We start from the raw sequence: 20,153 nt of genomic DNA, 5'->3' as shown, positions 1-20,153 counted from the left end.
CGCGAAAGCCTGAAGTACCCAATCACAGAATATGGAGCTAAAACATGGCGTGGAATCAGCCCGGTAATAACGGACAGGACCGCGACCCGTGGGGGAGCAGCAATAACAATGGCGGCAACTCTGGCGGTAACAACAAAGGCGGTCGTGATCAAGGGCCACCTGATTTGGACGATATCTTCCGCAAACTGAGCAAGAAATTGAGCGGTTTCGGCGGGGGCAAAGGCTCCAACAGCAATAGCGGCGGCACCGGCACCTCTGGTCCGGGCTTCAGCGGCCGCATTATCGGTATCGCGGCGGTCGCCGTGGTGGTGATCTGGGCCGCCAGCGGCTTCTACACCATCAAGGAAGCCGAGCGCGGCGTCGTGACGCGTTTCGGTAAGTTCAGCCATCTGGTGCAGCCGGGCCTGAACTGGAAGCCGACCTTCATCGACGACGTGCGTCCGGTGAACGTGGAGTCCGTGCGCGAATTGGCAGCGTCCGGCGTGATGCTGACCTCCGATGAAAACGTGGTGCGCGTGGAAATGAACGTGCAGTACCGCGTGACCAACCCGGAAGCGTACCTGTTCAGCGTCGTCAATGCCGACGACAGCCTGAGCCAGGCGACCGACAGCGCCCTGCGCGGCGTGATCGGCAAATACTCGATGGATCGCATCCTGACCGAAGGCCGTACCGTGGTGCGTAACGATACGCAGCGCATGCTGGAAGAGACCATTCGTCCTTACAACATGGGCATCACGCTGCTGGACGTCAACTTCCAGGCGGCGCGTCCGCCGGAAGAGGTGAAGGCGTCGTTCGACGATGCGATCGCCGCGCGTGAGAACGAGCAGCAATACATCCGTGAAGCGGAAGCTTACGCCAACGAAGTTCAGCCGCGTGCGAACGGCCAGGCGCAGCGTCTGCTGGAAGACTCCAAGGCTTATAAGGACCGCACCGTCCTGGAAGCTCAGGGTGAGGTGGCGCGCTTTGCCAAGCTGTTGCCGGAATACAAGTCCGCACCGCAGATCACCCGCGAGCGTCTGTATATCGAAACCATGGAAAAAGTGCTGGGCCATACCCGTAAGGTGTTGGTGAGCGACAAAGGCAACAACCTGATGGTGCTGCCGCTGGATCAGATGCTGCGCGGCCAAGGCGCGGCGACGGAGAGCGGCAATAATAAGGATACCAGCCTGATTCGCCTCAATCCGAATCCTGCGCCGGCTGCCAACAGCAGCACTCCGCGCACCAGCGGCGGATCGGTTATGGATCAGCGCCGGGCGAATGCGCAGCGTGACGACACCACTCGCGTAGGGAGAGAGTAATCAATGCGTAAGTCTTTTGTAGTTATTGTCCTCGCGGTGCTGGTGGTGCTGTACGCTTCGCTGTTCGTGGTGCAGGAAGGCCAGCGCGGCATCGTGCTGCGCTTCGGCAAGGTTCTGCGCGATGGCGAAAACAAGCCGCTGGTGTATGCGCCGGGTCTGCACCTCAAGATCCCGTTCATTGAGACCGTGAAGAACCTGGATGCGCGTATCCAGACCATGGACAACCAGGCCGATCGCTTCGTGACCAGCGAGAAGAAAGACCTGATCGTCGACTCCTATCTGAAATGGCGCATCAGCGATTTCAGCCGTTACTATCTGGCGACCGGCGGCGGCGACGTCTCCCAGGCCGAAGTGCTGCTGAAACGCAAGTTCAGCGACCGTCTGCGTTCCGAAATCGGCCGCCTGGACGTGAAAGACATCGTGACCGACTCGCGCGGCAAACTGATGTCTGACGTGCGTGACGCGCTGAACACCGGCACAGTGGGCGACGGCGAAGAAGTGGCGACCACCGAAGCCGATGACGCTATCGCCTCTGCGGCGGCGCGCGTTGAGCGGGAAACCACCGGCAAACAGCCGCAGGTGAACCCGAACAGCATGGCGGCGCTGGGCATCGAAGTGATCGACGTGCGTATCAAGCAGATCAACCTGCCAGCCGAAGTGTCCGACGCCATCTACCAGCGTATGCGCGCCGAGCGTGAAGCGGTAGCCCGTCGTCTGCGCTCGCAGGGCCAGGAAGAAGCCGAGAAGCTGCGCGCCAGCGCGGATTACGAAGTGACCCGTACCCTGGCGGAAGCAGAGCGTCAGGCGCGTATCACCCGCGGTGAAGGCGATGCCGAAGCAGCCAAGCTGTTCGCCAACGCGTTCAGCCAGGATCCGGACTTCTATGCCTTTATCCGCAGCCTGCGTGCCTATGAAGCCAGCTTCAAGGACAATCAGGACGTGCTGGTACTGAGCCCGGACAGCGATTTCTTCCGCTACATGAAGTCGCCTGATACCCTGCGCAAATAAGCGCGGGAGGCAATCTGATCGAGGGCCCGTTTACGCGGGCCCTTTCTCGTTTTTGGGGGATGCATGAACTCAACGATTTGGCTGGCGCTCGGGCTGGTTCTGGTGCTGGAAGGATTGGGGCCGATGCTGTTTCCGCAGGCCTGGCGCAAAATGATTGTGGCGATGTCGCAGTTGCCGGACGCGACGCTGCGGCGATTTGGCGGTGGAATAGTGGTTGCGGGCTGCGTGATCTACTACATGTTGAGCGGCCGCACGGGTCTTTAAAGTCTAGCCCAAAATTTATGCAATCGTATGCTAAAAGTGCTGAAAATCGAAAATTACGGTGGTAGAATCCATTTTTAAGCAATCGGTGATTTTGAAAAATGGGTAAGAACGTCGTCGTACTGGGCACCCAATGGGGTGACGAAGGTAAAGGCAAGGTTGTAGACCTGCTGACTGAACGGGCTCAATATGTTGTGCGCTACCAAGGTGGCCATAACGCTGGCCATACTCTGGTAATCAACGGTGAAAAAACCGTTCTTCATTTAATTCCTTCAGGTATTCTGCGTGAAAACGTCACCAGCATCATCGGCAACGGTGTTGTTCTGGCGCCGGACGCGTTGATGAAAGAAATGGGTGAACTCGAAGCGCGTGGCATCCCGGTACGCGAACGTCTGTTGCTCTCTGAAGCTTGCCCGTTGATCCTGCCTTACCACGTTGCGTTGGATAACGCGCGTGAGAAAGCGCGCGGCGCGAAAGCGATCGGCACCACCGGTCGCGGCATCGGCCCGGCTTACGAAGATAAAGTGGCTCGTCGCGGCCTGCGCGTCGGCGATCTGTTCAACAAAGAAACCTTCGCCGTTAAGCTGAAAGAGATCGTCGATTACCACAACTTCCAGCTGGTCAACTACTACAAAGTTGAAGCCGTCGATTATCAGGCGACGCTGGACTATGTGCTGTCTATCGCCGACATCCTGACCGCCATGGTGGTTGACGTTTCCGAACTGCTGGACGGCGCGCGCAAGCGTGGCGACCTGATCATGTTCGAAGGCGCTCAGGGCACCCTGCTGGATATCGACCACGGTACTTACCCGTACGTCACCTCTTCCAACACCACCGCCGGCGGCGTGGCTACCGGTTCCGGCATCGGCCCGCGTTATGTGGACTACGTGCTGGGCATCGTGAAAGCCTACTCCACTCGCGTGGGTGCAGGTCCGTTCCCAACCGAACTGTTCGATGAAACCGGCGAGTACCTGTGCAAGCAAGGTAACGAGTTCGGCGCCACCACCGGCCGTCGTCGTCGTACCGGCTGGCTGGACGCGGTAGCGGTGCGCCGCGCCGTGCAGATCAACTCCCTGTCCGGCTTCTGCCTGACCAAACTGGACGTCCTGGACGGCCTGAAAGAAGTGAAGATCTGCGTGGGCTACCGCATGCCGGACGGCCGCGAAGTGGACACCACTCCGCTGGCGGCTGAAGGCTGGGAAGGCATCGAGCCTATCTACGAAACCATGCCGGGCTGGAGCGAAACCACCTTTGGCGTGAAAGAGCACAGCAAGCTGCCTCAGGCTGCGCTGAACTACATCAAGCGCATCGAAGAAGTGACCGGCGTACCGGTAGACATCATCTCTACCGGCCCGGATCGCAGCGAAACCATGATCCTGCGCGACCCGTTCGACGCATAATCAGGCTTTGCGGCATTAAACAAACCGGGCGCGTCCCGGTTTGTTTTTATCCTGACTCCCTCCGATTGCGGTTTCACGTCAAAAAATCCTTTCATAAACCCGCCTTAGGGCGCGGGATTCGCTAAATAATTAGCGACGAACTCTCCGGCTGGTTTATTATCCAATGAGTAATCTTTTGAATAGCGCCGAAAAGCGGCGTATCAGACGGGTAAAGTGATACCCAGAGGTAAGATGTGCAGTTAACAAGTTTTACTGATTATGGCCTGCGGGCGTTGATCTACATGGCCTCGTTGCCGCAGGACAAGATGACCAGCATCTCGGAAGTGACCGAGGTTTATGGCGTGTCTCGCAACCATATGGTGAAGATCATCAATCAGTTGAGCCGGGTGGGTTTTGTCACGGCGGTGCGCGGCAAGCATGGCGGCATCCGTTTGGGCAAACCGGCCGAGAGCATTCGCCTCGGCGACGTGGTGCGGGCGCTGGAGCCGCTCGCGCTGGTTAACTGCAGCAGCGAGTTTTGCCACATCACCCCTGCCTGCCGATTGAAGCAGGTGCTCCACCAGGGCGTACAGAATTTCCTTGAAGAGCTGGATAAGCATACGTTGGCCGACATGGTCGAAGACAATCCGCCGCTCTACAAGCTATTGCTTGTCGAATAAAACGACGTTGAGAAGACAAGGCTCAACGTCATCCTGCTGATGACAACGGAGGAACCGCAATGTCACAAGATCCATTCCTGGAACGAGAAGCAGAAAAATACGAATCCCCTATCCCCAGCCGTGAATATATCCTGGCCCATTTGGCGAAAAGAGAAACGCCGGCCAGCCGCGAAGAACTGGGCAACGAATTGGGTCTCAGCGGTGAAGAACAGCTGGAAGCGCTGCGCCGCCGCCTGCGCGCCATGGAGCGCGATGGACAGTTAGTGTTTACCCGCCGCCAGTGCTACGCGCTGCCGGAACGTTTGGATCTGCTGCGCGGCACGGTGATCGGCCACCGTGACGGCTACGGCTTCCTGCGCGTTGAAGGCAGCAAAGACGACCTGTACCTGTCCGCCGAACAGATGAAAATGGCGATCCACGGTGACGTGGTGCTGGCGCAGGCGCTGGGCGCGGATCGCAAAGGGCGCCGCGAAGCGCGCATCGTGCGCGTGCTGGTGCCGAAAACCAGCCAGATCGTCGGCCGCTTCTTCATGGATGCCGGTACCGGCTTCGTGGTGCCGGACGACAGCCGTCTGAGCTTCGATATTCTGATCCCGGCGGACAGCGTCAGCGGCGCGCGCATGGGCTTTATGGTGGTGGTGGAGCTGACTCAGCGTCCGACCCGCCGCACCAAGGCGGTTGGCAAGATCGTTGAGATCCTCGGCGACAAGATGGGCACCAGCATGGCGGTGGACATCGCGCTGCGCACCCATGAGATCCCGCATACCTGGCCGCCGCAGGTGGAAAAACAGGTGGCCGATCTCAGCGAACAGGTGCCGGAAGCGGCCAAGAAGGGCCGCGTCGATCTGCGCAAGCTGCCGTTGGTCACCATCGATGGTGAAGACGCGCGCGACTTCGATGACGCCGTGTACTGCGAGAAAAAACGCGGCGGCGGTTGGCGCCTGTGGGTGGCGATCGCCGACGTCAGCTACTACGTGCGTCCGCGCACCGCGCTGGACGATGAAGCGCGCAGCCGCGGCAACTCGGTGTATTTCCCGTCGCAGGTGATCCCGATGCTGCCGGAAGTGCTGTCCAACGGGCTGTGCTCCCTGAACCCGCAGGTCGATCGCCTGTGCATGGTGTGCGAGATGACCATCTCCGCCCAGGGGCGCCTGTCCACGGCCAAGTTCTACGAGGCGGTAATGAGCTCTCACGCCCGCCTGACCTACAACAAGGTGTGGCACATTCTGCAGGGCGATCAGGAGCTGCGCGAGCATTACCATCCGCTGGTCAAGCACCTGGAAGAGCTGCACGCCATGTACAAGGTGCTGGATAAGGCGCGCGCCGAGCGCGGCGGCATCGCGTTCGAAACCGAAGAAGCCAAATTCATCTTCAACGCCGAGCGTCGCATCGAGCGCGTAGAGCCGACGGTGCGCAACGACGCCCACAAGCTGATCGAAGAGTGCATGATCATGGCCAACGTGGCGGCCGCGCGCTTCGTCGAGAAACGCAACGAGCCGGCGCTGTACCGCGTGCACGATCGTCCAAGCGACGATCACATCTCCGCACTGCGCAGCGTGCTGAGCGAACTGGGGCTGACGCTGGGCGGCGGCAATAAGCCGCAGCCGAAGGACTATGCGGTGCTGATGGATGAAGTGTCCGAGCGCCCTGACCACGAAATGCTGCAAACCATGTTGCTGCGCTCGATGAAACAGGCGATTTACGATCCGGAAAACCGCGGCCACTTCGGCCTGGCGCTGGCGTCTTACGGCCACTTCACCTCGCCGATCCGCCGTTATCCGGATCTGGCGCTGCACCGCGCGATCAAATATCAGCTGGCCAAAGAACACGGCGAGCCGAAAGAGCGCTGGACGCCGACCGGCGGCTGGCACAGCGAATTTGAAGAGATGCTGCAGCTGGGCGAACACTGCTCGATGACCGAGCGTCGCGCGGACGAAGCGACGCGCAACGTCGCCGACTGGCTGAAGTGCGACTTCATGCAGGATCACGTCGGTGAAGTGTTCAGCGGCATCATCTCCAGCGTGACCGGCTTCGGCTTCTTCGTGCGCCTGAACGATCTGTTTATCGACGGGCTGGTGCACGTATCAACGCTGGATAATGATTACTATCGCTACGATAATATCGGCCAGCGCCTGATCGGCGAGTCTTCCGGCACGGTCTATCGCCTGGGGGATACGGTGGAGATCCGCGTGGACGCGGTGCATATGGACGAGCGCAAGATCGACTTCGCGCTGGTGTCCAGCACCCGCAAAGCGCGCGGTGAAGGCAAAACCGAGCGCGATCGCGCCAAGAAAGGCGGCCAGCGTACGCTGCGCGACAACGGTAGCGCAGGGCGCGGCAAACGCCGCGGCGGCAAACCGCCGGCCAACTTCGAGCCGGACAGCGCCTTCCGCAAGCAGGATGACGCCAAGCCTGCGGACAACGTGAAGAAGGCGAAAAAGAAAGCCAAGAAAGCGTCCGACAAAACGCGGAAAATCGCGGCGGCGACCAAAGCCAAACGCGCAGCCAAGAAGAAAGGTGCCGAGCAGGCCTAACCTGCCGCACATCGTTATCATCGGCCGGTTATCGCCGGCCGCACGAATTTAAAAGAGCATCATGAGCGAAATTATTTACGGCATCCACGCCGTCAAAGCCCTGTTAGAGCGCGACCCGCAACGCTTCCTGGAAGTGTTTATCCTGAAAGGCCGCGAAGATCGCCGCCTGCAACCGCTGATCGCCGAGCTGGAAGCGACCGGCATCGTGATCCAGGTGGCGAACCGCCAATGGCTGGATGACAAGGTTGAAGGCGCGGTGCACCAGGGGATCATCGCCCGGGTGCGCGAAGGGCGTCAGTATCAGGAGAACGATCTGCCAGGCCTGCTGGAAAGCGTGGAGACGCCGTTCCTGCTGGTGCTGGACGGCGTGACCGACCCGCACAACCTCGGTGCCTGCCTGCGCAGCGCCGACGCTGCCGGCGTGCACGCGGTGATCGTGCCGCGCGACCGTTCCGCCCAGCTGAACGCCACCGCCAAGAAAGTGGCCTGCGGCGCGGCTGAAAACGTGCCGCTGATCCGCGTGACCAACCTGGCGCGTACGCTGCGTCTGCTGCAAGAGATGAATGTCTGGGTGGTGGGCACCGCCGGCGAAGCCGACCATACGCTGTATCAAAGCAAAATGACCGGCCCGATGGCGCTGGTGATGGGCGCGGAAGGCGAAGGCATGCGCCGCCTGACCCGCGAACACTGCGACGAGCTGATCAGCATCCCGATGGCCGGTACCGTCTCTTCGCTGAACGTGTCGGTCGCCACCGGCATCTGCCTGTTCGAAGCGGTGCGTCAGCGCGGCTGATTCTCCTGACGGGGGCGCAGTGCCCCCGTTAATTCCCCCTCTTGTGATCCCGCCTGCGGCAGAAATCCCTGCGCCGACCATACTTACTCCTGACGCTTTTTTCAGGGAGCACTCTCATGGTCTGGACTACGCACACCGTTTTTAACCAACCCAAGCCGCTGGGTAACAGCAACCTGTTTCTTTCCGATACGCCGCTGCGCGAAGCGTTGCAGCGCGAGCAAGGTGGTTGGGACGCCGAGGTATTGGCTTCGCTGGGCCAGCAGCTCGGCACGCAGGAGTCGCTGGAGCTGGGGCGGCTGGCCAACGCCAACCCGCCGGAGCTGCTGCGCTACGACGCCACCGGCCAGCGACTGGACGACGTCCGCTTTCACCCGGCCTGGCATATCCTGATGCAGGGGCTGATCGCCAACCGGGTGCACAACCTGCCCTGGCAGGAGGATGCGCGCATCGGTTCCTTCGTGGCGCGCGCCGCGCGCTTTATGCTGCATGCGCAGGTTGAGGCTGGCACGCTGTGCCCGGTGACCATGACCTTCGGCGCCACACCGCTGCTGCAGCAGGCGTTACCGGCCGAGTTTCGCTCCTGGCTGACGCCGCTGCTGTCGGATCGTTATGATGCTCACCTGCTGCCTGGCGGGCAAAAGCGCGGTCTGCTGATCGGCATGGGCATGACGGAGAAGCAGGGCGGCTCCGACGTATTGAGCAATACCACCACCGCCGTGCCGCTCGGCGCGCGTGGGCCGGGCGAAGCCTACCGGCTGGTGGGGCACAAGTGGTTCTTCTCGGTGCCGCAGAGCGATGCGCACCTGGTGCTGGCGCAGGCCGAAGGCGGGCTGTCCTGCTTCTTCCTGCCGCGCATTTTGCCGGACGGCAGCCGCAACGCCATTCGCCTGGAACGGCTGAAAGACAAGCTGGGCAACCGCTCCAACGCCAGCAGCGAGGTGGAGTTTCAGGATGCCACCGCCTGGCTGCTGGGCGATGAAGGCGACGGCGTGCGCCATATCCTGAAAATGGGCGGCCTGACCCGTTTCGACTGCTCGCTGGGCAGCCACGGCCTGATGCGCCGCGGGCTGTCGGTGGCGCTGTATCATGCGCTGCAGCGGCAGGCATTCGGTAAGCTGTTGATCGAACAACCGCTGATGCGTCAGGTTCTGGCGCGCATGGCGCTGCGGCTGGAAGGGCATACCGCGTTGCTGTTCCGGCTGGCCCGCGCCTGGGAAAGCCGCAGCAATGAGGGCGAGCTGATCTACAGCCGCCTGCTGACCCCGGCGGCCAAATACAGCATCTGCCGCCAGGGCATGCCGTTCATCGCCGAGGCGATGGAGGTGCTGGGCGGCATCGGCTACTGCGAAGAGAGCGAGCTGCCGCGCCTGTACCGTGAAATGCCGGTGAACAGCATCTGGGAAGGTTCCGGCAACATCATGTGCCTGGACGTGTTGCGCAGCCTGCACAAATTGCCGGGCGCGCTTGAAATGCTGCAGTTCGAGCTGCAGCCGGTGCGCGGCCAGAATCGGTTGTTCGATCGCGCCTGGCGGCAGTGGCAGCAGCGCGCCCGGCAACCGAGTGAGGAGATGGGGCGGCTGCTCACTCAACAGTTGTTCGACCTGTGCTGCGCCGCGCAGCTGCTGCAGCACGCCAGCCCGCAGATCGCCGATGCCTGGTGTCATCTGACGCTGGATCATCGCGGCGAGAGCCTGCTGTCGGCCGAGGTGTGCGAACTGCTGCTGAACCGCGCCATCGGCGGTTAGGGAAAAGGGTGGCGCGCGGCGGCGAAAACCTTTTTAATTCAGCCTCACTCTGACAGGAAAATGCACATGGATATTCTCAGCGCGTTGGCGGCGTTCGCCTCTTACTTCTTCAGCGGCTTCGCCATGATTTTGGTGTTTCTGTTCGTCTATACCCGCATCACCCCGCATGACGAATGGGCGTTGATCAAGGCCGATAATCAATCCGCCGCCTTTGCCTTTATCGGCGCTTGCCTGGGGTATGTGATCCCGCTGGCCAGCGCGGCGATCAACTCGATCAGCCTGCTGGATTACCTGCTGTGGGGCGTAGTGGCGCTGGTGGTGCAACTGCTGCTGTTCGCGGCCGTGAAGATCTACATGCCGCGCATCAGCGAAAAGATCGAAGCGAATCACCTGGCCGCCGGGATTTTCCTGGGGGGCGTCTCCGTTAGCGGCGGCGTGTTGAATGCGGCTTGCATGAGCTACTAAAGGTATAAGATGGCCGAGGCGCGCCAGCCAAGCGGGTGCGCCTGCTCTTCCATCCGCAGGATGCGGTAATAGCTGGCGCCGTGTTGGTCGGCGGTGCGGGCGATGGCCAGTTCCGCTTCCTGCGGCGAGCCGGGCAGATCGCTGAAGGTGATCTCGGCGATTTCACTGAGCGGCGTCACGCGATCGGCGGGCGCCAGCTCGGCGGACTGTGCGCCGGTGCTGAGCAACCCCATGGAAAGCAAGAGGGAGGTGAGTGCGGTGGAGCGTTTCATGGCGTTCCCCTTCGTCAGATCCTGAATCGCACCCGCAACATGCGGCATGCTGTCCCTCAGTGTGCAACACCCTGCTTCAGCCTGTGCAAAGCCAGTGTAAATCTGCTTAAAAAATCCCCGCCTTAGCGATACAGGATCGCCTGGGAATACCATTGGCCCGGCACGACGGTTTCGCTGTTCATGATGATCACATAATAACGGGCGCCGGCGGCGGTGGCCTTGCGCTGGATCTCCGCTTCCACGTCCATCGGGCTGCCGCGCACCACGGCGGTGACGGTGCCGATTTTCACCAGCTCGGCGGTCTGCGCGCGAACGATCTCCTGCGCCTGCGTGGTGGGCGGCGGCGGCGGTTTCGGCGTGGTGGTCATGATGCCGCAGGCGGAAAGCTGTGCGGCCAGCGTCAGGGCGATGAGTGTGCGGACAAACGTCATGGGAACCTCGAGAGAGCCGGTGCGATGGCTTCAGTGTAACGCAATATAAGCTGGAACAGATTGAGCTAACGCTGGCTGGCGCAAGTTTGTCATGATGAATGCCAACAGGTGAGTTGAGGATGAACGGATGATCGAAATTCATGACGAGCGGGCGGGCGATATTGCGGTGATCCATGCGGTGCCGGCGGGGCAGTATCATCGGCCGTTGCCGACGGTGTTCTTCTGCCATGGTTATACCTCGTCGAAAGAGGTTTACGCCTACTTCGCCTATGCGCTGGCGCGCGCCGGTTTTCGGGCGGTGCTGCCGGATGCCGATCGGCACGGCGAGCGGTTCGACGGCGATGAGACGCGGCGCCTGGCGGCGTTCTGGGAGATCCTGCGCAGCAATATCGACGAGCTGCCGCAGATCAAGGCACATTTTGAGCAGCTTGGCCTGATTGCCGACGGACGCATCGGCGTTGCCGGCGCCTCAATGGGCGGCATGACCGCGCTTGGCGCCTTCGCGCGCTTCCCGTGGATCCGGGCGGCCGCCAGTCTGATGGGCTCCGGCTATTACCGTTCACTGGCGCAAACGCTGTATCCGCCGTTGGGCGAAGAGGGCGAGGTGCTCTCGCCGGCGGCGTTTGCCGCGCGCACCGCCGTGCTGGCGGAATATGAGCTGGAAGGGCGTTTGGCGCAGATCTCCGGGCGGCCGTTGTTGCTGTGGCACGGCGAGACGGACGACGTGGTGCCGGCGGCGGACAGCCTGCGTTTGGCGGCCGAACTGCGGCGGCAAGGCGCGGATGGCCGTTTGACGTCGCTCGTCGAGCCGGGGGTGAAGCACCGCATCACGCCGTTGGCGCTGTCCGCCACGGCCGACTTTTTTCCGCCGCGAGCTGTGATGCGCCGCCGGGCACGATGCATGGAATTGCAGCGCTCTGTGCCTGCTGTTTCGGCCATCGTTTGGCCGAATGAAGGGGAGAATGTCAGCGTGAATTCTTTCTGGGGCAGCAAGGAGCAGGGCATGATAAAGGGTATCAGCAAGACGGCCGACGCCGATCGCAGTTTGATGGGAACGATGAAAGCGCGCGCCGAGCTTAACTCAGCGGCCTTCAGCGAGATGCTGGAGGCAGCCGACGGCAAGGTGCATCCGCTGTCGCGCATTACCGCGCATACGGTGCAAAACATGACGGCACTGTTCTCTTTCGCGCCGAAAGCGGCGGCCACTCACACTGCGGCGCCGGGAGCACTCTCGTTCGAACAGCGGGCGACCCTGGCGGAAAGTGCCGATCTGCTGCAAATGCGCACCCACTATCTGCGGATGGCGTTGCAGTTGCACAATCCGGGCAAGGCGCTCAATGCGCCGGCGTTGCTCAAGCTCTGATTGGCGGGGGAAGCGGAGCGCCCAACGGGCGGCGCTCCGGTGCGGACTGAACGGGCTTTCTGATGAAGCCCTGGGATTTCCCTGGCGTGGTGCGTCTCTTTAGCGGTACAGCTCGGCGCTGACGTGCATCGTGCTGTTGTCGCCCGGTTCGTGCAGGGCGATGATGCGATAAGAGCTTGCGCCGCGTTGGTCGGCGATTTTACTGACCTGGCTGCTGGCGTCGTCCGGCGAAACCACATTCTGGTTCAGGGTGACGAAGCCGACGCTTTGGCGTTGATCGGCCTGGTGCGAGGTGATCTCCGTCGCGGCCATCACATTGGCGGAGAACAGGGCGGCCAGCGCCGTCGCGAGAATAATGCGTTTCATAGTGCCTCTCTTACTTTTTGCCGTTACGGCCTGACAGCGAGTGTCGCTGCGGCAAAAAGTCATTTATCTGCATTGAATAACCTGGGATCTTTTTCGTCGCGCTGTCTGCGGCGGATATGGTTAATTTTAGTCCGTTGCCGGCGATTAAAAAGCGGGGTGTTTTGAAGGCGTCTTTCAAAAAAAGTGAAATAGATTTGTGACTCAACGCTGATTTCATTGAAAGATTTTTGAAACTGATGGATCGGCGTACATAGGTTCACTCACGAGCAAATCGTGCTATTTCCCATAGCGCCTCGCATTAACGCGAATAAAACCCACGCAGTCCTTGAGTTTCCCGCCCTGCGTCAGTATGATTACGCGTCATTTTTCAGCCGCACACTAAACACGTTCCTTGCTTCCATGGGCCGCGGTTGACCCTGACAGGAGGCTGAATAATCCGTAAGGAGCAATTCGATGCGTCATTACGAAATCGTTTTTATGGTCCATCCTGACCAAAGCGAACAGGTTCCGGGCATGATCGAGCGTTACAGTGCTACCATCACTAACGCGCAAGGTCAGATTCACCGTCTGGAAGACTGGGGCCGCCGTCAGCTGGCTTATCCGATCAACAAACTGCACAAAGCTCACTACGTTCTGCTGAACGTTGAAGCGCCGCAGGAAGCGATCGATGAGCTGGAAACTAACTTCCGCTTCAACGACGCCGTTATCCGCAGCATGGTTATGCGCGTTAAGCACGCGGTAACCGAAGCATCTCCGATGGTTAAAGCGAAAGACGAACGTCGTGGCGATCGCCGCGAAGACTTCGCTAACGAAACCGCAGATGATGCAGATGCTGGGGATTCTGAAGAGTAATTGCCGCCGTGACGGCTAATCGTCTGGTTTTGTCGGGCACTGTGTGCAAGGCGCCGGTTCGAAAAGTGAGTCCTTCCGGGATACCGCACTGCCAATTTGTGCTAGAGCACCGTTCGCAGCAGACGGAAGCCGGATTCAGCAGACAAGCATGGTGCCGAATGCCCGTGGTTGTCAGCGGACAACAGTCACAAGCACTAACTCAAAGATTAACGGTCGGCAGTCAGATTACCGTGCAAGGCTTTGTAAGCTGCCATCAAGGGCGCAACGGGTTGAGCAAATTGGTTCTGCATGCCGAGCAGATTGAATTGATAGATTCTGGAGACTAGCCAAATGGCACGTTATTTCCGTCGTCGCAAGTTCTGCCGTTTCACCGCGGAAGGCGTTCAAGAGATTGACTATAAAGACATCGCTACGCTGAAAAACTACATCACCGAAAGTGGTAAAATTGTACCGAGCCGTATCACCGGTACTCGTGCAAAATATCAGCGCCAGCTGGCCCGTGCTATCAAGCGCGCGCGCTACCTGTCTTTGTTGCCGTACACTGATCGTCATCAGTAATCGGCCACTGTCCATTAACGACTTTGAGAGGATAAGGTAATGCAAGTTATTCTGCTTGATAAAGTAGCAAACCTGGGCAGCCTGGGTGATCAAGTTAACGTTAAAGCGGGCTACGCTCGTAACTTCCTGGTACCACAGGGCAAAGCTGTTCCTGCTACCAAGAAAAACGTTGAGTTCTTCGAAGCACGCCGTGCTGAACTGGAAGCCAAACTGGCTGACGTTCTGGCTGCTGCTGAAGCTCGCGCAACCAAGATCAACGAACTGGGTTCAGTCACCATCGCTTCCAAATCTGGCGACGAAGGTAAACTGTTCGGCTCTATCGGCACCCGCGACATCGCTGACGCAGTGACTGCGGCAGGCGTTGAAGTTGCCAAGAGCGAAGTTCGTCTGCCGAACGGCGTTCTGCGTACCACTGGCGAGCACGAAGTGCACTTCCAGGTACACAGCGACGTGTTCGCACAGCTGAATGTAGTTGTGGTTGCAGAAGCGTAATTTACGCTGCTGTTAACCGGTTAAAACGCCAGCCTCGCGCTGGCGTTTTGCTTTTCTGCGTCCGGCAAAACGCGCTACGCTTGAAGACGGGATGAAAAGGAGAGCGTGCGATGGCAACGATTACGCTACAGCGGGTTTACGATTTCAGCGCGCCGGCGCCGGAACACTGTTATCTGATAGACCGGCTATGGCCGCGCGGCATCAGCAAAGAGCGGTTGACGGGCGTGCAGTGGTTGAAACAGGTGGCGCCGGATGACGAGCTGCGCAAGTGGTTCCATCAGCATACCGACCAGTGGGAAGCCTTTGAGACGCGCTATCGCCAACAGCTGGCGGCCAACGACGCCTGGCAGCCGCTGGTGGCGCTGTTACGGCAGGGGCAAACGCTGACGTTGCTGTATGGCAGCAAAGATACCGAGCACAATCAGGGCGTGGTGCTGCGCGAGTTTCTGCTGGCGCAGCTGTAGAGATTAGCGTTCCCGGCGGTAGCTGCCGTCGGCCTGGCGGCGGAACAGCGCCTGGCTGTTGTCTGCCGTGGTGACCGACAGCGCGCTAATCACACCGTTGGCGTCGCGTTCGATGCGCACTTCCTGGCCGGCTTTCATGTTGCTCAGCGGCTTGTCGCCGCCTTCCACCTGTGCCATGGCGAACACTTCATTCACCGGCAGATTGTTGTCGCGAAACAGTTGGGCCAGGGTCTGGCCGGGCTGGATCTGATAACGCTGCCAGTTGCCCGCCGGCGTCGGTTCGTTGGCAGGCGTGGCGGCGCTACCGCCGTTTTGCAGCTCGGCCTGCAGCGGCACGCTGGTTTCCTGCTGAGAGACCGGGAACGGCTGTCTTTCGGGCGAATAGGGCCACAGCAACGCCAGCAGCAGAATGATGCCGAAGATCAGCACCCAGCGGCGATGAAAGTAGGGCAGCGGTTCCATCCAATGGAAACCGTCCGGCAGATGCCAGACTTTAATCAGCAGCGCTTTGACCCGCTGCATTTTGTCGTTGGCCGACGGCGGCTCCGATGGCGGTTCCGCGCCTTCAGCCGTGGGTGCGGCGCCTGGTTTCAGGCGCTGGCTGATGTTCAGCCAGGTGCGCAGCAGCGGCTGGTAGATGCGGGTGGTTTTCCTTCTCCTGGGCGCGATTCTGCCCATGGTGACCTCTCTTCGACGGCGTAATAATCAGTGCGGCGCGGCAAACGCGTCGCCTGCCCGATATCCTGCTTTCAGTATAGTCCGCTAACTGATTGAAGTGAAAGGCGGCTGAGCGGCAGAGCCGGGGTTTGCGGCTGCGGGCGTTAACAGAAGGTTATTGTTTCTTTTTCTACGACAAAAGTCATCATTCTCCACACAAGATTTTACCCGGCATTGACGCGCTGTTATGCTGCGCTTTCGACTTTTTACAGACTTAAGGAAAACCCCATGACAACCCCTTCTTTTGACAGCGTTGAAGCGCAAGCAAGTTACGGGATTGGTTTACAGGTCGGCCAGCAGCTGCAAGAGTCCGGGCTGGAAGGTTTGCAACCGGAAGCTTTGCTGGCGGGTTTGCGTGACGCGCTGGAAGGGAATGCCCCGGCGGTTCCGGTAGACGTGGTGCACCGTGCGCTGCGTGAAATCCACGAGCGTGCGGATGCGGTGCGCCGCGAGCGCCAGCAGGCGATGGCGGTTGAAGGCCAGAAATTCCTGGACGACAACGCCAAGCGCGATGACGTGACGCTGACCGAGTCTGGCCTGCAGTTCTCCGTACTGGAGCAGGGCAACGGCCCAATTCCGTCCCGTCAGGATCGCGTGCGCGTGCACTACACCGGCCGTCTGATCAACGGCGACGTGTTCGACAGCTCGGTTGAACGCGGCCAGCCGGCGGAATTCCCGGTCAGCGGCGTGATCCCAGGCTGGATCGAAGCGCTGACCCTGATGCCGGTCGGCTCCAAATGGCAGCTGTATATCCCGCACAACCTGGCCTACGGCGAGCGTGGCGCAGGCGCGTCCATCCCGCCGTTCAGCGCGCTGGTGTTCGACGTCGAGCTGCTGGAAATCCTGTAATCCCACCGAGGATTGTTCTGGGCGCCCTCGTGGCGCCCTTATTTTATGCGCCGCGCAGACGGGCGATGAATGGCCGGGCGCGCCGGCCATAAACCGTGTTACTTACCGCTTAAATCGATGCGATAAACCGCGAAGCCGATGCTGTCGCTGCCTGCGGCGCTCATCGGATATTGGGCGTGCTCTTTGATAAACCTTGTCGCTTTGTCCGAAGGCGAGGTCTCGAAGCGGATATCCAGCGGCTGCTGGCTGCTGAAGTTCGCCAAACGCCAGTTGTTGTCCGCCTGCGGGCGCACCGCGCCATGCCGCTGGGTTTCGGCGCTGATGTAGGCCGCCAGCACCGAGCGGTTTTCATCCGGCGAAGCGAAGGCGATATGTTTGTCGCCGGTGCCGGCAAATTTGCCGCCGTAGGCGCGGTAGTTGTTGGTGGCGACCAGGAAGGTGGCGTTCGGATCGATCGGCTTGCCGTTGAAGGTCAGCTGCTTGATACGCTCCGCCTTGTCGTTGATCAGTTGGCATTCGCCGTCGTAGCGCGCCGGCTGGCTGACGTCGATCTGGTAGTTGACGCCGTCGATCACGTCGAAGTTATAGGTGCGGAAGCCGTCCCAGTTGATCAAGCCCTGCGGCTTGGCGCTGTTGACGTCGATCTGGTTGAACTGACCGGCGGAGCACTCCAGCCACTCTTTCACCTCTTTGCCGCTCGCCTTCACCACCACCAACGTATTGGGGTAGAGATAGAGATCGGCGGCGTTGCGGAAGGTGAGCTGGCCTTTTTCCACTTCGACGAAGCTGGCGGGATCGTTCTTGCGGCCGCCGACCTTGAACGGGGCCGCCGCCGACAGCACCGGCAGATCGGCCAGGTCCGGATCGCCCTGGATGTAATGTTCGACGTAGGCTTTCTGCGCATTGTTGACGATCTGCACCGTCGGATCGTCCTGCACCAGCGCCAGGTAGCTGTACATGTTGCCGTCGGATTTACCGATCGGCTGGCTGACGAACTCGCGCGTGCCCTTGTGATCGTCCGCCAACACTTTCACCAGCGCGGCGTCTTCCGCCGCCAGCGATTTCTTGTTCTCTTTGTCGTAGATCGGCCGTGCTTCCGCGTTGGCGGCGGTCACTTTCCAGCTGCCGCCATCGTTGTTGAGCTGCAGGTCGACCACGCCGAGATGATCGCCCCATTGGCCCGGCATCACCGCCGGCACGCCGTTCAGCAGGCCTTTGTCGATATCCGCGCCTTTGATGTTGGCAAAGTCCTTGCTCGGGAACACCGCATGGGCGTGGCCGAACATGATGGCGTCGATGCCCGGCACCTGGCTGAGGTAATAGACCGAGTTTTCCGCCATCGCCTTGTAAGGCTCGCTGGACAGCCCGGAATGCGGGATCGCCACCACCAGATCGGCGCCCTCTTTACGCATCTGCGGCACGTAGCGCTTGGCGGTGGCGGTGATGTCGTCCACCGTCACTTTGCCCTGCAGGTTGGCTTTGTCCCACACCAGGATCTGTGGCGGCACGAAGCCGATGTAGCCGATGCGCAGCGTATGCGCCTTGCCGTCGCGATCTTTCACCGGCGTATCGACGATGATGTACGGCGTGAACAGCGGTTTTTGCGTTTTGGCGTCGATGACGTTGGCGTTGATATACGGGAATTTGGCGCCCGCGATAGCGTTCTTCAGGTAGTCCAGCCCATAGTTGAACTCATGGTTGCCGATGTTGCCGACGACGTAGTCCAGCGTGTTCATCGCCTTATAGACCGGGTGCACGTCGCCCGGTTTCAGCCCCTTGGCCGCCATGTAGTCGCCGAGCGGGCTGCCCTGAATGATGTCACCGTTGTCCACCAACACCGCGTTGGCGGCCTGCTGGCGCGCCTGTTGGATCAGGCTGGCGGTGCGCACCAGGCCGAACTTGTCGGTCGGCGTGTCCTTGTAGTAATCGAAGTCCATCATGTTGCTGTGCAGATCGGTGGTTTCCAGCACGCGCAGATCGATGGTGGCCGCTTGCGCGGAGGCGCACACCAGCAGCGCAAGCGCGGACAGCGTCAGTGGATGCTTCATCATTTGGGATTCTCTCCATTCCATTATTCGAGTGTTATCGCAGAGGGAAATGTAATTAACATTGCTTGCCACAGTAAACTGTGAAGTGTGGCAGAAAATGGCGGCGGGTAACGCGGGGAAGTTCACAGTTGTGCCCAACAAGAAATGAGGAATTCCCGAGGCTTAGGCGGTTGAGATGGATATTCGGCGTAAAAAAAACTAGTCTGCTAGCAGAGACAGGGGGAAATTTCCCACGGAGATGCGGAGTTGAGGTGCATGATGTTAGAGCGAATTTGCCAACTGTCCCGCGAGGCGGGGGCGGCGATCATGGCGGTGTACGATGGTGAACAACCGCTTGATGTCGCACAGAAAAAAGATGATTCACCGGTGACGGCGGCCGATCTGGCGGCGCACCATATCATCAAGCGCGGCCTGGCGGCGCTGACGCCGGAGGTGCCGCTGCTGTCGGAAGAGGATCCGCCGGCGTGGGAAGAGCGCCGCGGCTGGACGCGCTACTGGCTGGTCGATCCGTTGGACGGCACCAAAGAGTTTTTACATCGCAATGGCGAGTTCACGGTCAATATCGCCCTGATTGAAGATGGGCAGGCGGTGATGGGGGTGGTGTATGCCCCGGCGATCGACGTGTTGTATCTGGCGGAGCGCGGTAAGGCCTGGAAAGAAGAGAAGGGCGTGCGGCAGGCGATCGGCGTCAGCAACGCGCATCCGCCGCTGGTGGTGGTGAGCCGCTCGCATATCGATGACGAACTGAAAGATTATTTGCAGCAGTTGGGCGAGCACCAGACCGTGTCAGTCGGTTCCTCGCTGAAGTTCTGTCTGGTGGCGGAAGGCAAGGCGCAGCTCTATCCGCGCTTCGGGCCGACCAACATTTGGGATACCGCCGCAGGGCATGCGGTGGCGGTGGCCGCCGGGGCGCAAATTCACGATTGGCAGGGTAAGCCATTGCTCTATACCCCGCGTGAATCTTTCCTCAACCCCGGCTTCCGGGTGTCGCTGTTCTGAATTAGTTCGCCAACAGCTGGTGCAGCTTGGACATCACCTGCTGCACCTCTTCCGGCGTCAGCGCGCCGTCTTTGGCGAACTGGATGCGCCCTTGCTTATCCAGCACCACGATGGCGGATCCTTTCGGCTGCAGATCCCAGGCTTTGCGAACGTTGCCGTCGCTGTCGACGATAAACTGCGACCATGGGAACTCCTTCTTGCTGTCTTCAATACTGCTGCGCACGAACATCGCGGTGCCCATCAGGGCATCGTCGGTGTTGACGATTGTCGTCGTTTGGTAACGATCGTGTGGTAGCTTCGCCTTCTTGATCGCTTCAATCAGTGGGTCGTTCATGTCTTTGGCGGAGCTGCGGCCGGCAATATGTTGTATCACTCGCACTTTTCCACTGAGCTGCGCGCTGTTCCAGTTCTGGTAGCTAAAATTACCGTCAGCGTAATTGAGCTCTCCTTTGTCGCTGACGCCGACCGGCGCCACGCGCTGCTGGAGCTGGAAGTTGTGCGCGGAAGCGAAAAGCGGGGCGAGCAGCAGGGATACCATCAGCATGCGACTTGTTTTCATGCTTTCTCCTTGTAATGGGG

General features: G+C 60.1%; 22 protein-coding genes and 1 pseudogene. 17 read left to right on the top strand and 6 right to left on the bottom strand.

Annotated elements, in window-relative coordinates:
• The first annotated feature begins 44 nt into the window (after positions 1-44).
• From hflK to L085_RS02170, 9 genes are all read left to right on the top strand, one after another.
• Positions 45-1,298 carry an FtsH protease activity modulator HflK gene (gene hflK, locus L085_RS02210; RefSeq protein WP_015376390.1) on the top strand — a complete coding sequence of 418 codons (1,254 nt, stop codon included), beginning with the start codon at positions 45-47 and terminating at the stop codon, positions 1,296-1,298.
• Positions 1,299-1,301: 3 nt separating this feature from the next.
• On the top strand, positions 1,302-2,306 hold the full coding sequence (gene hflC / locus L085_RS02205; RefSeq protein ID WP_004933669.1) for a protease modulator HflC: 1,005 nt from the start codon (positions 1,302-1,304) through the stop codon (positions 2,304-2,306).
• Between the two features lie 63 nt (positions 2,307-2,369).
• Positions 2,370-2,570 (top strand): DUF2065 domain-containing protein, encoded by a 201-nt coding sequence (locus L085_RS02200; protein WP_004933666.1) that lies wholly within the window; start codon positions 2,370-2,372, stop codon positions 2,568-2,570.
• Between the two features lie 98 nt (positions 2,571-2,668).
• Positions 2,669-3,967: an adenylosuccinate synthase gene (locus tag L085_RS02195; protein ID WP_025159583.1), complete on the top strand. Its 1,299-nt coding sequence runs from the start codon at positions 2,669-2,671 to the stop codon at positions 3,965-3,967.
• A gap of 233 nt (positions 3,968-4,200) precedes the next feature.
• Positions 4,201-4,626 (top strand): nitric oxide-sensing transcriptional repressor NsrR, encoded by a 426-nt coding sequence (nsrR, locus tag L085_RS02190; RefSeq protein WP_004933660.1) that lies wholly within the window; start codon positions 4,201-4,203, stop codon positions 4,624-4,626.
• Between the two features lie 59 nt (positions 4,627-4,685).
• Positions 4,686-7,160 carry a ribonuclease R gene (gene rnr / locus L085_RS02185; protein ID WP_015376392.1) on the top strand — a complete coding sequence of 825 codons (2,475 nt, stop codon included), beginning with the start codon at positions 4,686-4,688 and terminating at the stop codon, positions 7,158-7,160.
• Between the two features lie 61 nt (positions 7,161-7,221).
• Positions 7,222-7,953, top strand: a complete 732-nt coding sequence (gene rlmB, locus L085_RS02180; protein WP_004933653.1) for a 23S rRNA (guanosine(2251)-2'-O)-methyltransferase RlmB — start codon at positions 7,222-7,224, stop codon at positions 7,951-7,953.
• 116 nt (positions 7,954-8,069) lie between these two features.
• Positions 8,070-9,698: an isovaleryl-CoA dehydrogenase gene (locus L085_RS02175; RefSeq protein ID WP_044029883.1), complete on the top strand. Its 1,629-nt coding sequence runs from the start codon at positions 8,070-8,072 to the stop codon at positions 9,696-9,698.
• A gap of 66 nt (positions 9,699-9,764) precedes the next feature.
• Positions 9,765-10,163, top strand: a complete 399-nt coding sequence (locus L085_RS02170; protein WP_016929354.1) for a DUF350 domain-containing protein — start codon at positions 9,765-9,767, stop codon at positions 10,161-10,163.
• Here L085_RS02170 and L085_RS02165 read toward each other — a convergent pair.
• Both L085_RS02165 and bsmA read right to left on the bottom strand, forming a co-directional pair.
• A complete protein-coding gene (locus tag L085_RS02165; RefSeq protein ID WP_028127568.1) occupies positions 10,160-10,435 on the bottom strand; it encodes a DUF1471 domain-containing protein in 276 nt (91 codons plus the stop codon). The two genes, L085_RS02170 and L085_RS02165, sit on opposite strands and share 4 nt — an antisense overlap.
• A gap of 122 nt (positions 10,436-10,557) precedes the next feature.
• Positions 10,558-10,866 carry a biofilm peroxide resistance protein BsmA gene (gene bsmA, locus L085_RS02160; protein WP_004933642.1) on the bottom strand — a complete coding sequence of 103 codons (309 nt, stop codon included), beginning with the start codon at positions 10,864-10,866 and terminating at the stop codon, positions 10,558-10,560.
• Positions 10,867-10,993: 127 nt separating this feature from the next.
• Between bsmA and yjfP the strand changes: the two are divergent.
• Positions 10,994-11,731: pseudogene (yjfP, locus tag L085_RS25925) on the top strand (esterase); the annotation flags it as partial.
• A 597-nt stretch (positions 11,732-12,328) separates the two neighbouring features.
• Here the strand turns inward: yjfP and L085_RS02150 are convergent.
• A complete protein-coding gene (locus L085_RS02150; protein WP_004933636.1) occupies positions 12,329-12,595 on the bottom strand; it encodes a DUF1471 domain-containing protein in 267 nt (88 codons plus the stop codon).
• A 453-nt stretch (positions 12,596-13,048) separates the two neighbouring features.
• On the opposite strand from L085_RS02150, the gene rpsF reads away from it, so the two are divergent.
• The 5 genes from rpsF (at position 13,049) to L085_RS02130 (ending at position 14,961) form a co-directional block, all read left to right on the top strand.
• The gene (gene rpsF, locus L085_RS02145) at positions 13,049-13,447 is read left to right on the top strand and encodes a 30S ribosomal protein S6 (RefSeq protein ID WP_004933634.1); all 399 of its coding nucleotides are present in this window, start codon (positions 13,049-13,051) and stop codon (positions 13,445-13,447) included.
• Between the two features lie 8 nt (positions 13,448-13,455).
• Positions 13,456-13,773 carry a primosomal replication protein N gene (priB, locus tag L085_RS24285; protein WP_004933632.1) on the top strand — a complete coding sequence of 106 codons (318 nt, stop codon included), beginning with the start codon at positions 13,456-13,458 and terminating at the stop codon, positions 13,771-13,773.
• 4 nt (positions 13,774-13,777) lie between these two features.
• Positions 13,778-14,005: a 30S ribosomal protein S18 gene (rpsR, locus tag L085_RS02140; RefSeq protein WP_000135199.1), complete on the top strand. Its 228-nt coding sequence runs from the start codon at positions 13,778-13,780 to the stop codon at positions 14,003-14,005.
• Positions 14,006-14,044: 39 nt separating this feature from the next.
• On the top strand, positions 14,045-14,497 hold the full coding sequence (gene rplI / locus L085_RS02135; protein WP_004933629.1) for a 50S ribosomal protein L9: 453 nt from the start codon (positions 14,045-14,047) through the stop codon (positions 14,495-14,497).
• A gap of 110 nt (positions 14,498-14,607) precedes the next feature.
• Positions 14,608-14,961: a DUF488 family protein gene (locus L085_RS02130; RefSeq protein WP_015376398.1), complete on the top strand. Its 354-nt coding sequence runs from the start codon at positions 14,608-14,610 to the stop codon at positions 14,959-14,961.
• A 3-nt stretch (positions 14,962-14,964) separates the two neighbouring features.
• Here L085_RS02130 and L085_RS02125 read toward each other — a convergent pair whose 3' ends face one another.
• On the bottom strand, positions 14,965-15,639 hold the full coding sequence (locus L085_RS02125) for a LysM-like peptidoglycan-binding domain-containing protein (RefSeq protein WP_016929348.1): 675 nt from the start codon (positions 15,637-15,639) through the stop codon (positions 14,965-14,967).
• A gap of 267 nt (positions 15,640-15,906) precedes the next feature.
• Between L085_RS02125 and fklB the strand changes: the two genes are divergently transcribed.
• The gene (gene fklB / locus L085_RS02120; protein ID WP_004933618.1) at positions 15,907-16,527 is read left to right on the top strand and encodes an FKBP-type peptidyl-prolyl cis-trans isomerase; all 621 of its coding nucleotides are present in this window, start codon (positions 15,907-15,909) and stop codon (positions 16,525-16,527) included.
• A 98-nt stretch (positions 16,528-16,625) separates the two neighbouring features.
• Here the strand turns inward: fklB and L085_RS02115 are convergent, their stop codons facing one another.
• Positions 16,626-18,578, bottom strand: coding sequence for a bifunctional 2',3'-cyclic-nucleotide 2'-phosphodiesterase/3'-nucleotidase (locus L085_RS02115; RefSeq protein WP_044029881.1), 1,953 nt, complete (start codon positions 18,576-18,578; stop codon positions 16,626-16,628).
• Positions 18,579-18,833: 255 nt separating this feature from the next.
• Between L085_RS02115 and cysQ the strand changes: the two genes are divergently transcribed.
• A complete protein-coding gene (gene cysQ, locus L085_RS02110) occupies positions 18,834-19,574 on the top strand; it encodes a 3'(2'),5'-bisphosphate nucleotidase CysQ (protein WP_031300142.1) in 741 nt (246 codons plus the stop codon).
• A gap of 1 nt (position 19,575) precedes the next feature.
• Here cysQ and L085_RS02105 read toward each other — a convergent pair whose 3' ends face one another.
• Entirely contained in the window at positions 19,576-20,133 is a 558-nt protein-coding gene (locus L085_RS02105) for a YtfJ family protein (protein ID WP_025159587.1), read from the bottom strand.
• Positions 20,134-20,153 lie beyond the last annotated feature (20 nt).

This window comes from Serratia sp. FS14 (genome assembly GCF_000695995.1).
In the GTDB taxonomy this organism is placed as follows: Bacteria; Pseudomonadota; Gammaproteobacteria; order Enterobacterales; family Enterobacteriaceae; genus Serratia; species Serratia nematodiphila.
This window is presented reverse-complemented; position numbering and strand designations above follow the sequence as displayed.

What these genes read in the sequence shown, in the direction of transcription:
- L085_RS02105 (WP_025159587.1), bottom strand. Translation starts at nt 20,133, where the DNA reads ATGAAAACAAGTCGCATGCTGATGGTATCCCTGCTGCTCGCCCCGCTT.
- L085_RS02150 (WP_004933636.1), bottom strand. Translation starts at nt 12,595, where the DNA reads ATGAAACGCATTATTCTCGCGACGGCGCTGGCCGCCCTGTTCTCCGCC.
- rplI (WP_004933629.1), top strand. Translation starts at nt 14,045, where the DNA reads ATGCAAGTTATTCTGCTTGATAAAGTAGCAAACCTGGGCAGCCTGGGT.
- L085_RS02195 (WP_025159583.1), top strand. Translation starts at nt 2,669, where the DNA reads ATGGGTAAGAACGTCGTCGTACTGGGCACCCAATGGGGTGACGAAGGT.
- fklB (WP_004933618.1), top strand. Translation starts at nt 15,907, where the DNA reads ATGACAACCCCTTCTTTTGACAGCGTTGAAGCGCAAGCAAGTTACGGG.
- L085_RS02125 (WP_016929348.1), bottom strand. Translation starts at nt 15,639, where the DNA reads ATGGGCAGAATCGCGCCCAGGAGAAGGAAAACCACCCGCATCTACCAG.
- L085_RS02170 (WP_016929354.1), top strand. Translation starts at nt 9,765, where the DNA reads ATGGATATTCTCAGCGCGTTGGCGGCGTTCGCCTCTTACTTCTTCAGC.
- bsmA (WP_004933642.1), bottom strand. Translation starts at nt 10,866, where the DNA reads ATGACGTTTGTCCGCACACTCATCGCCCTGACGCTGGCCGCACAGCTT.
- rpsF (WP_004933634.1), top strand. Translation starts at nt 13,049, where the DNA reads ATGCGTCATTACGAAATCGTTTTTATGGTCCATCCTGACCAAAGCGAA.
- rlmB (WP_004933653.1), top strand. Translation starts at nt 7,222, where the DNA reads ATGAGCGAAATTATTTACGGCATCCACGCCGTCAAAGCCCTGTTAGAG.
- rnr (WP_015376392.1), top strand. Translation starts at nt 4,686, where the DNA reads ATGTCACAAGATCCATTCCTGGAACGAGAAGCAGAAAAATACGAATCC.
- L085_RS02175 (WP_044029883.1), top strand. Translation starts at nt 8,070, where the DNA reads ATGGTCTGGACTACGCACACCGTTTTTAACCAACCCAAGCCGCTGGGT.
- L085_RS02115 (WP_044029881.1), bottom strand. Translation starts at nt 18,578, where the DNA reads ATGATGAAGCATCCACTGACGCTGTCCGCGCTTGCGCTGCTGGTGTGC.
- hflC (WP_004933669.1), top strand. Translation starts at nt 1,302, where the DNA reads ATGCGTAAGTCTTTTGTAGTTATTGTCCTCGCGGTGCTGGTGGTGCTG.
- L085_RS02165 (WP_028127568.1), bottom strand. Translation starts at nt 10,435, where the DNA reads ATGAAACGCTCCACCGCACTCACCTCCCTCTTGCTTTCCATGGGGTTG.
- L085_RS02130 (WP_015376398.1), top strand. Translation starts at nt 14,608, where the DNA reads ATGGCAACGATTACGCTACAGCGGGTTTACGATTTCAGCGCGCCGGCG.
- rpsR (WP_000135199.1), top strand. Translation starts at nt 13,778, where the DNA reads ATGGCACGTTATTTCCGTCGTCGCAAGTTCTGCCGTTTCACCGCGGAA.
- hflK (WP_015376390.1), top strand. Translation starts at nt 45, where the DNA reads ATGGCGTGGAATCAGCCCGGTAATAACGGACAGGACCGCGACCCGTGG.
- cysQ (WP_031300142.1), top strand. Translation starts at nt 18,834, where the DNA reads ATGTTAGAGCGAATTTGCCAACTGTCCCGCGAGGCGGGGGCGGCGATC.
- L085_RS02200 (WP_004933666.1), top strand. Translation starts at nt 2,370, where the DNA reads ATGAACTCAACGATTTGGCTGGCGCTCGGGCTGGTTCTGGTGCTGGAA.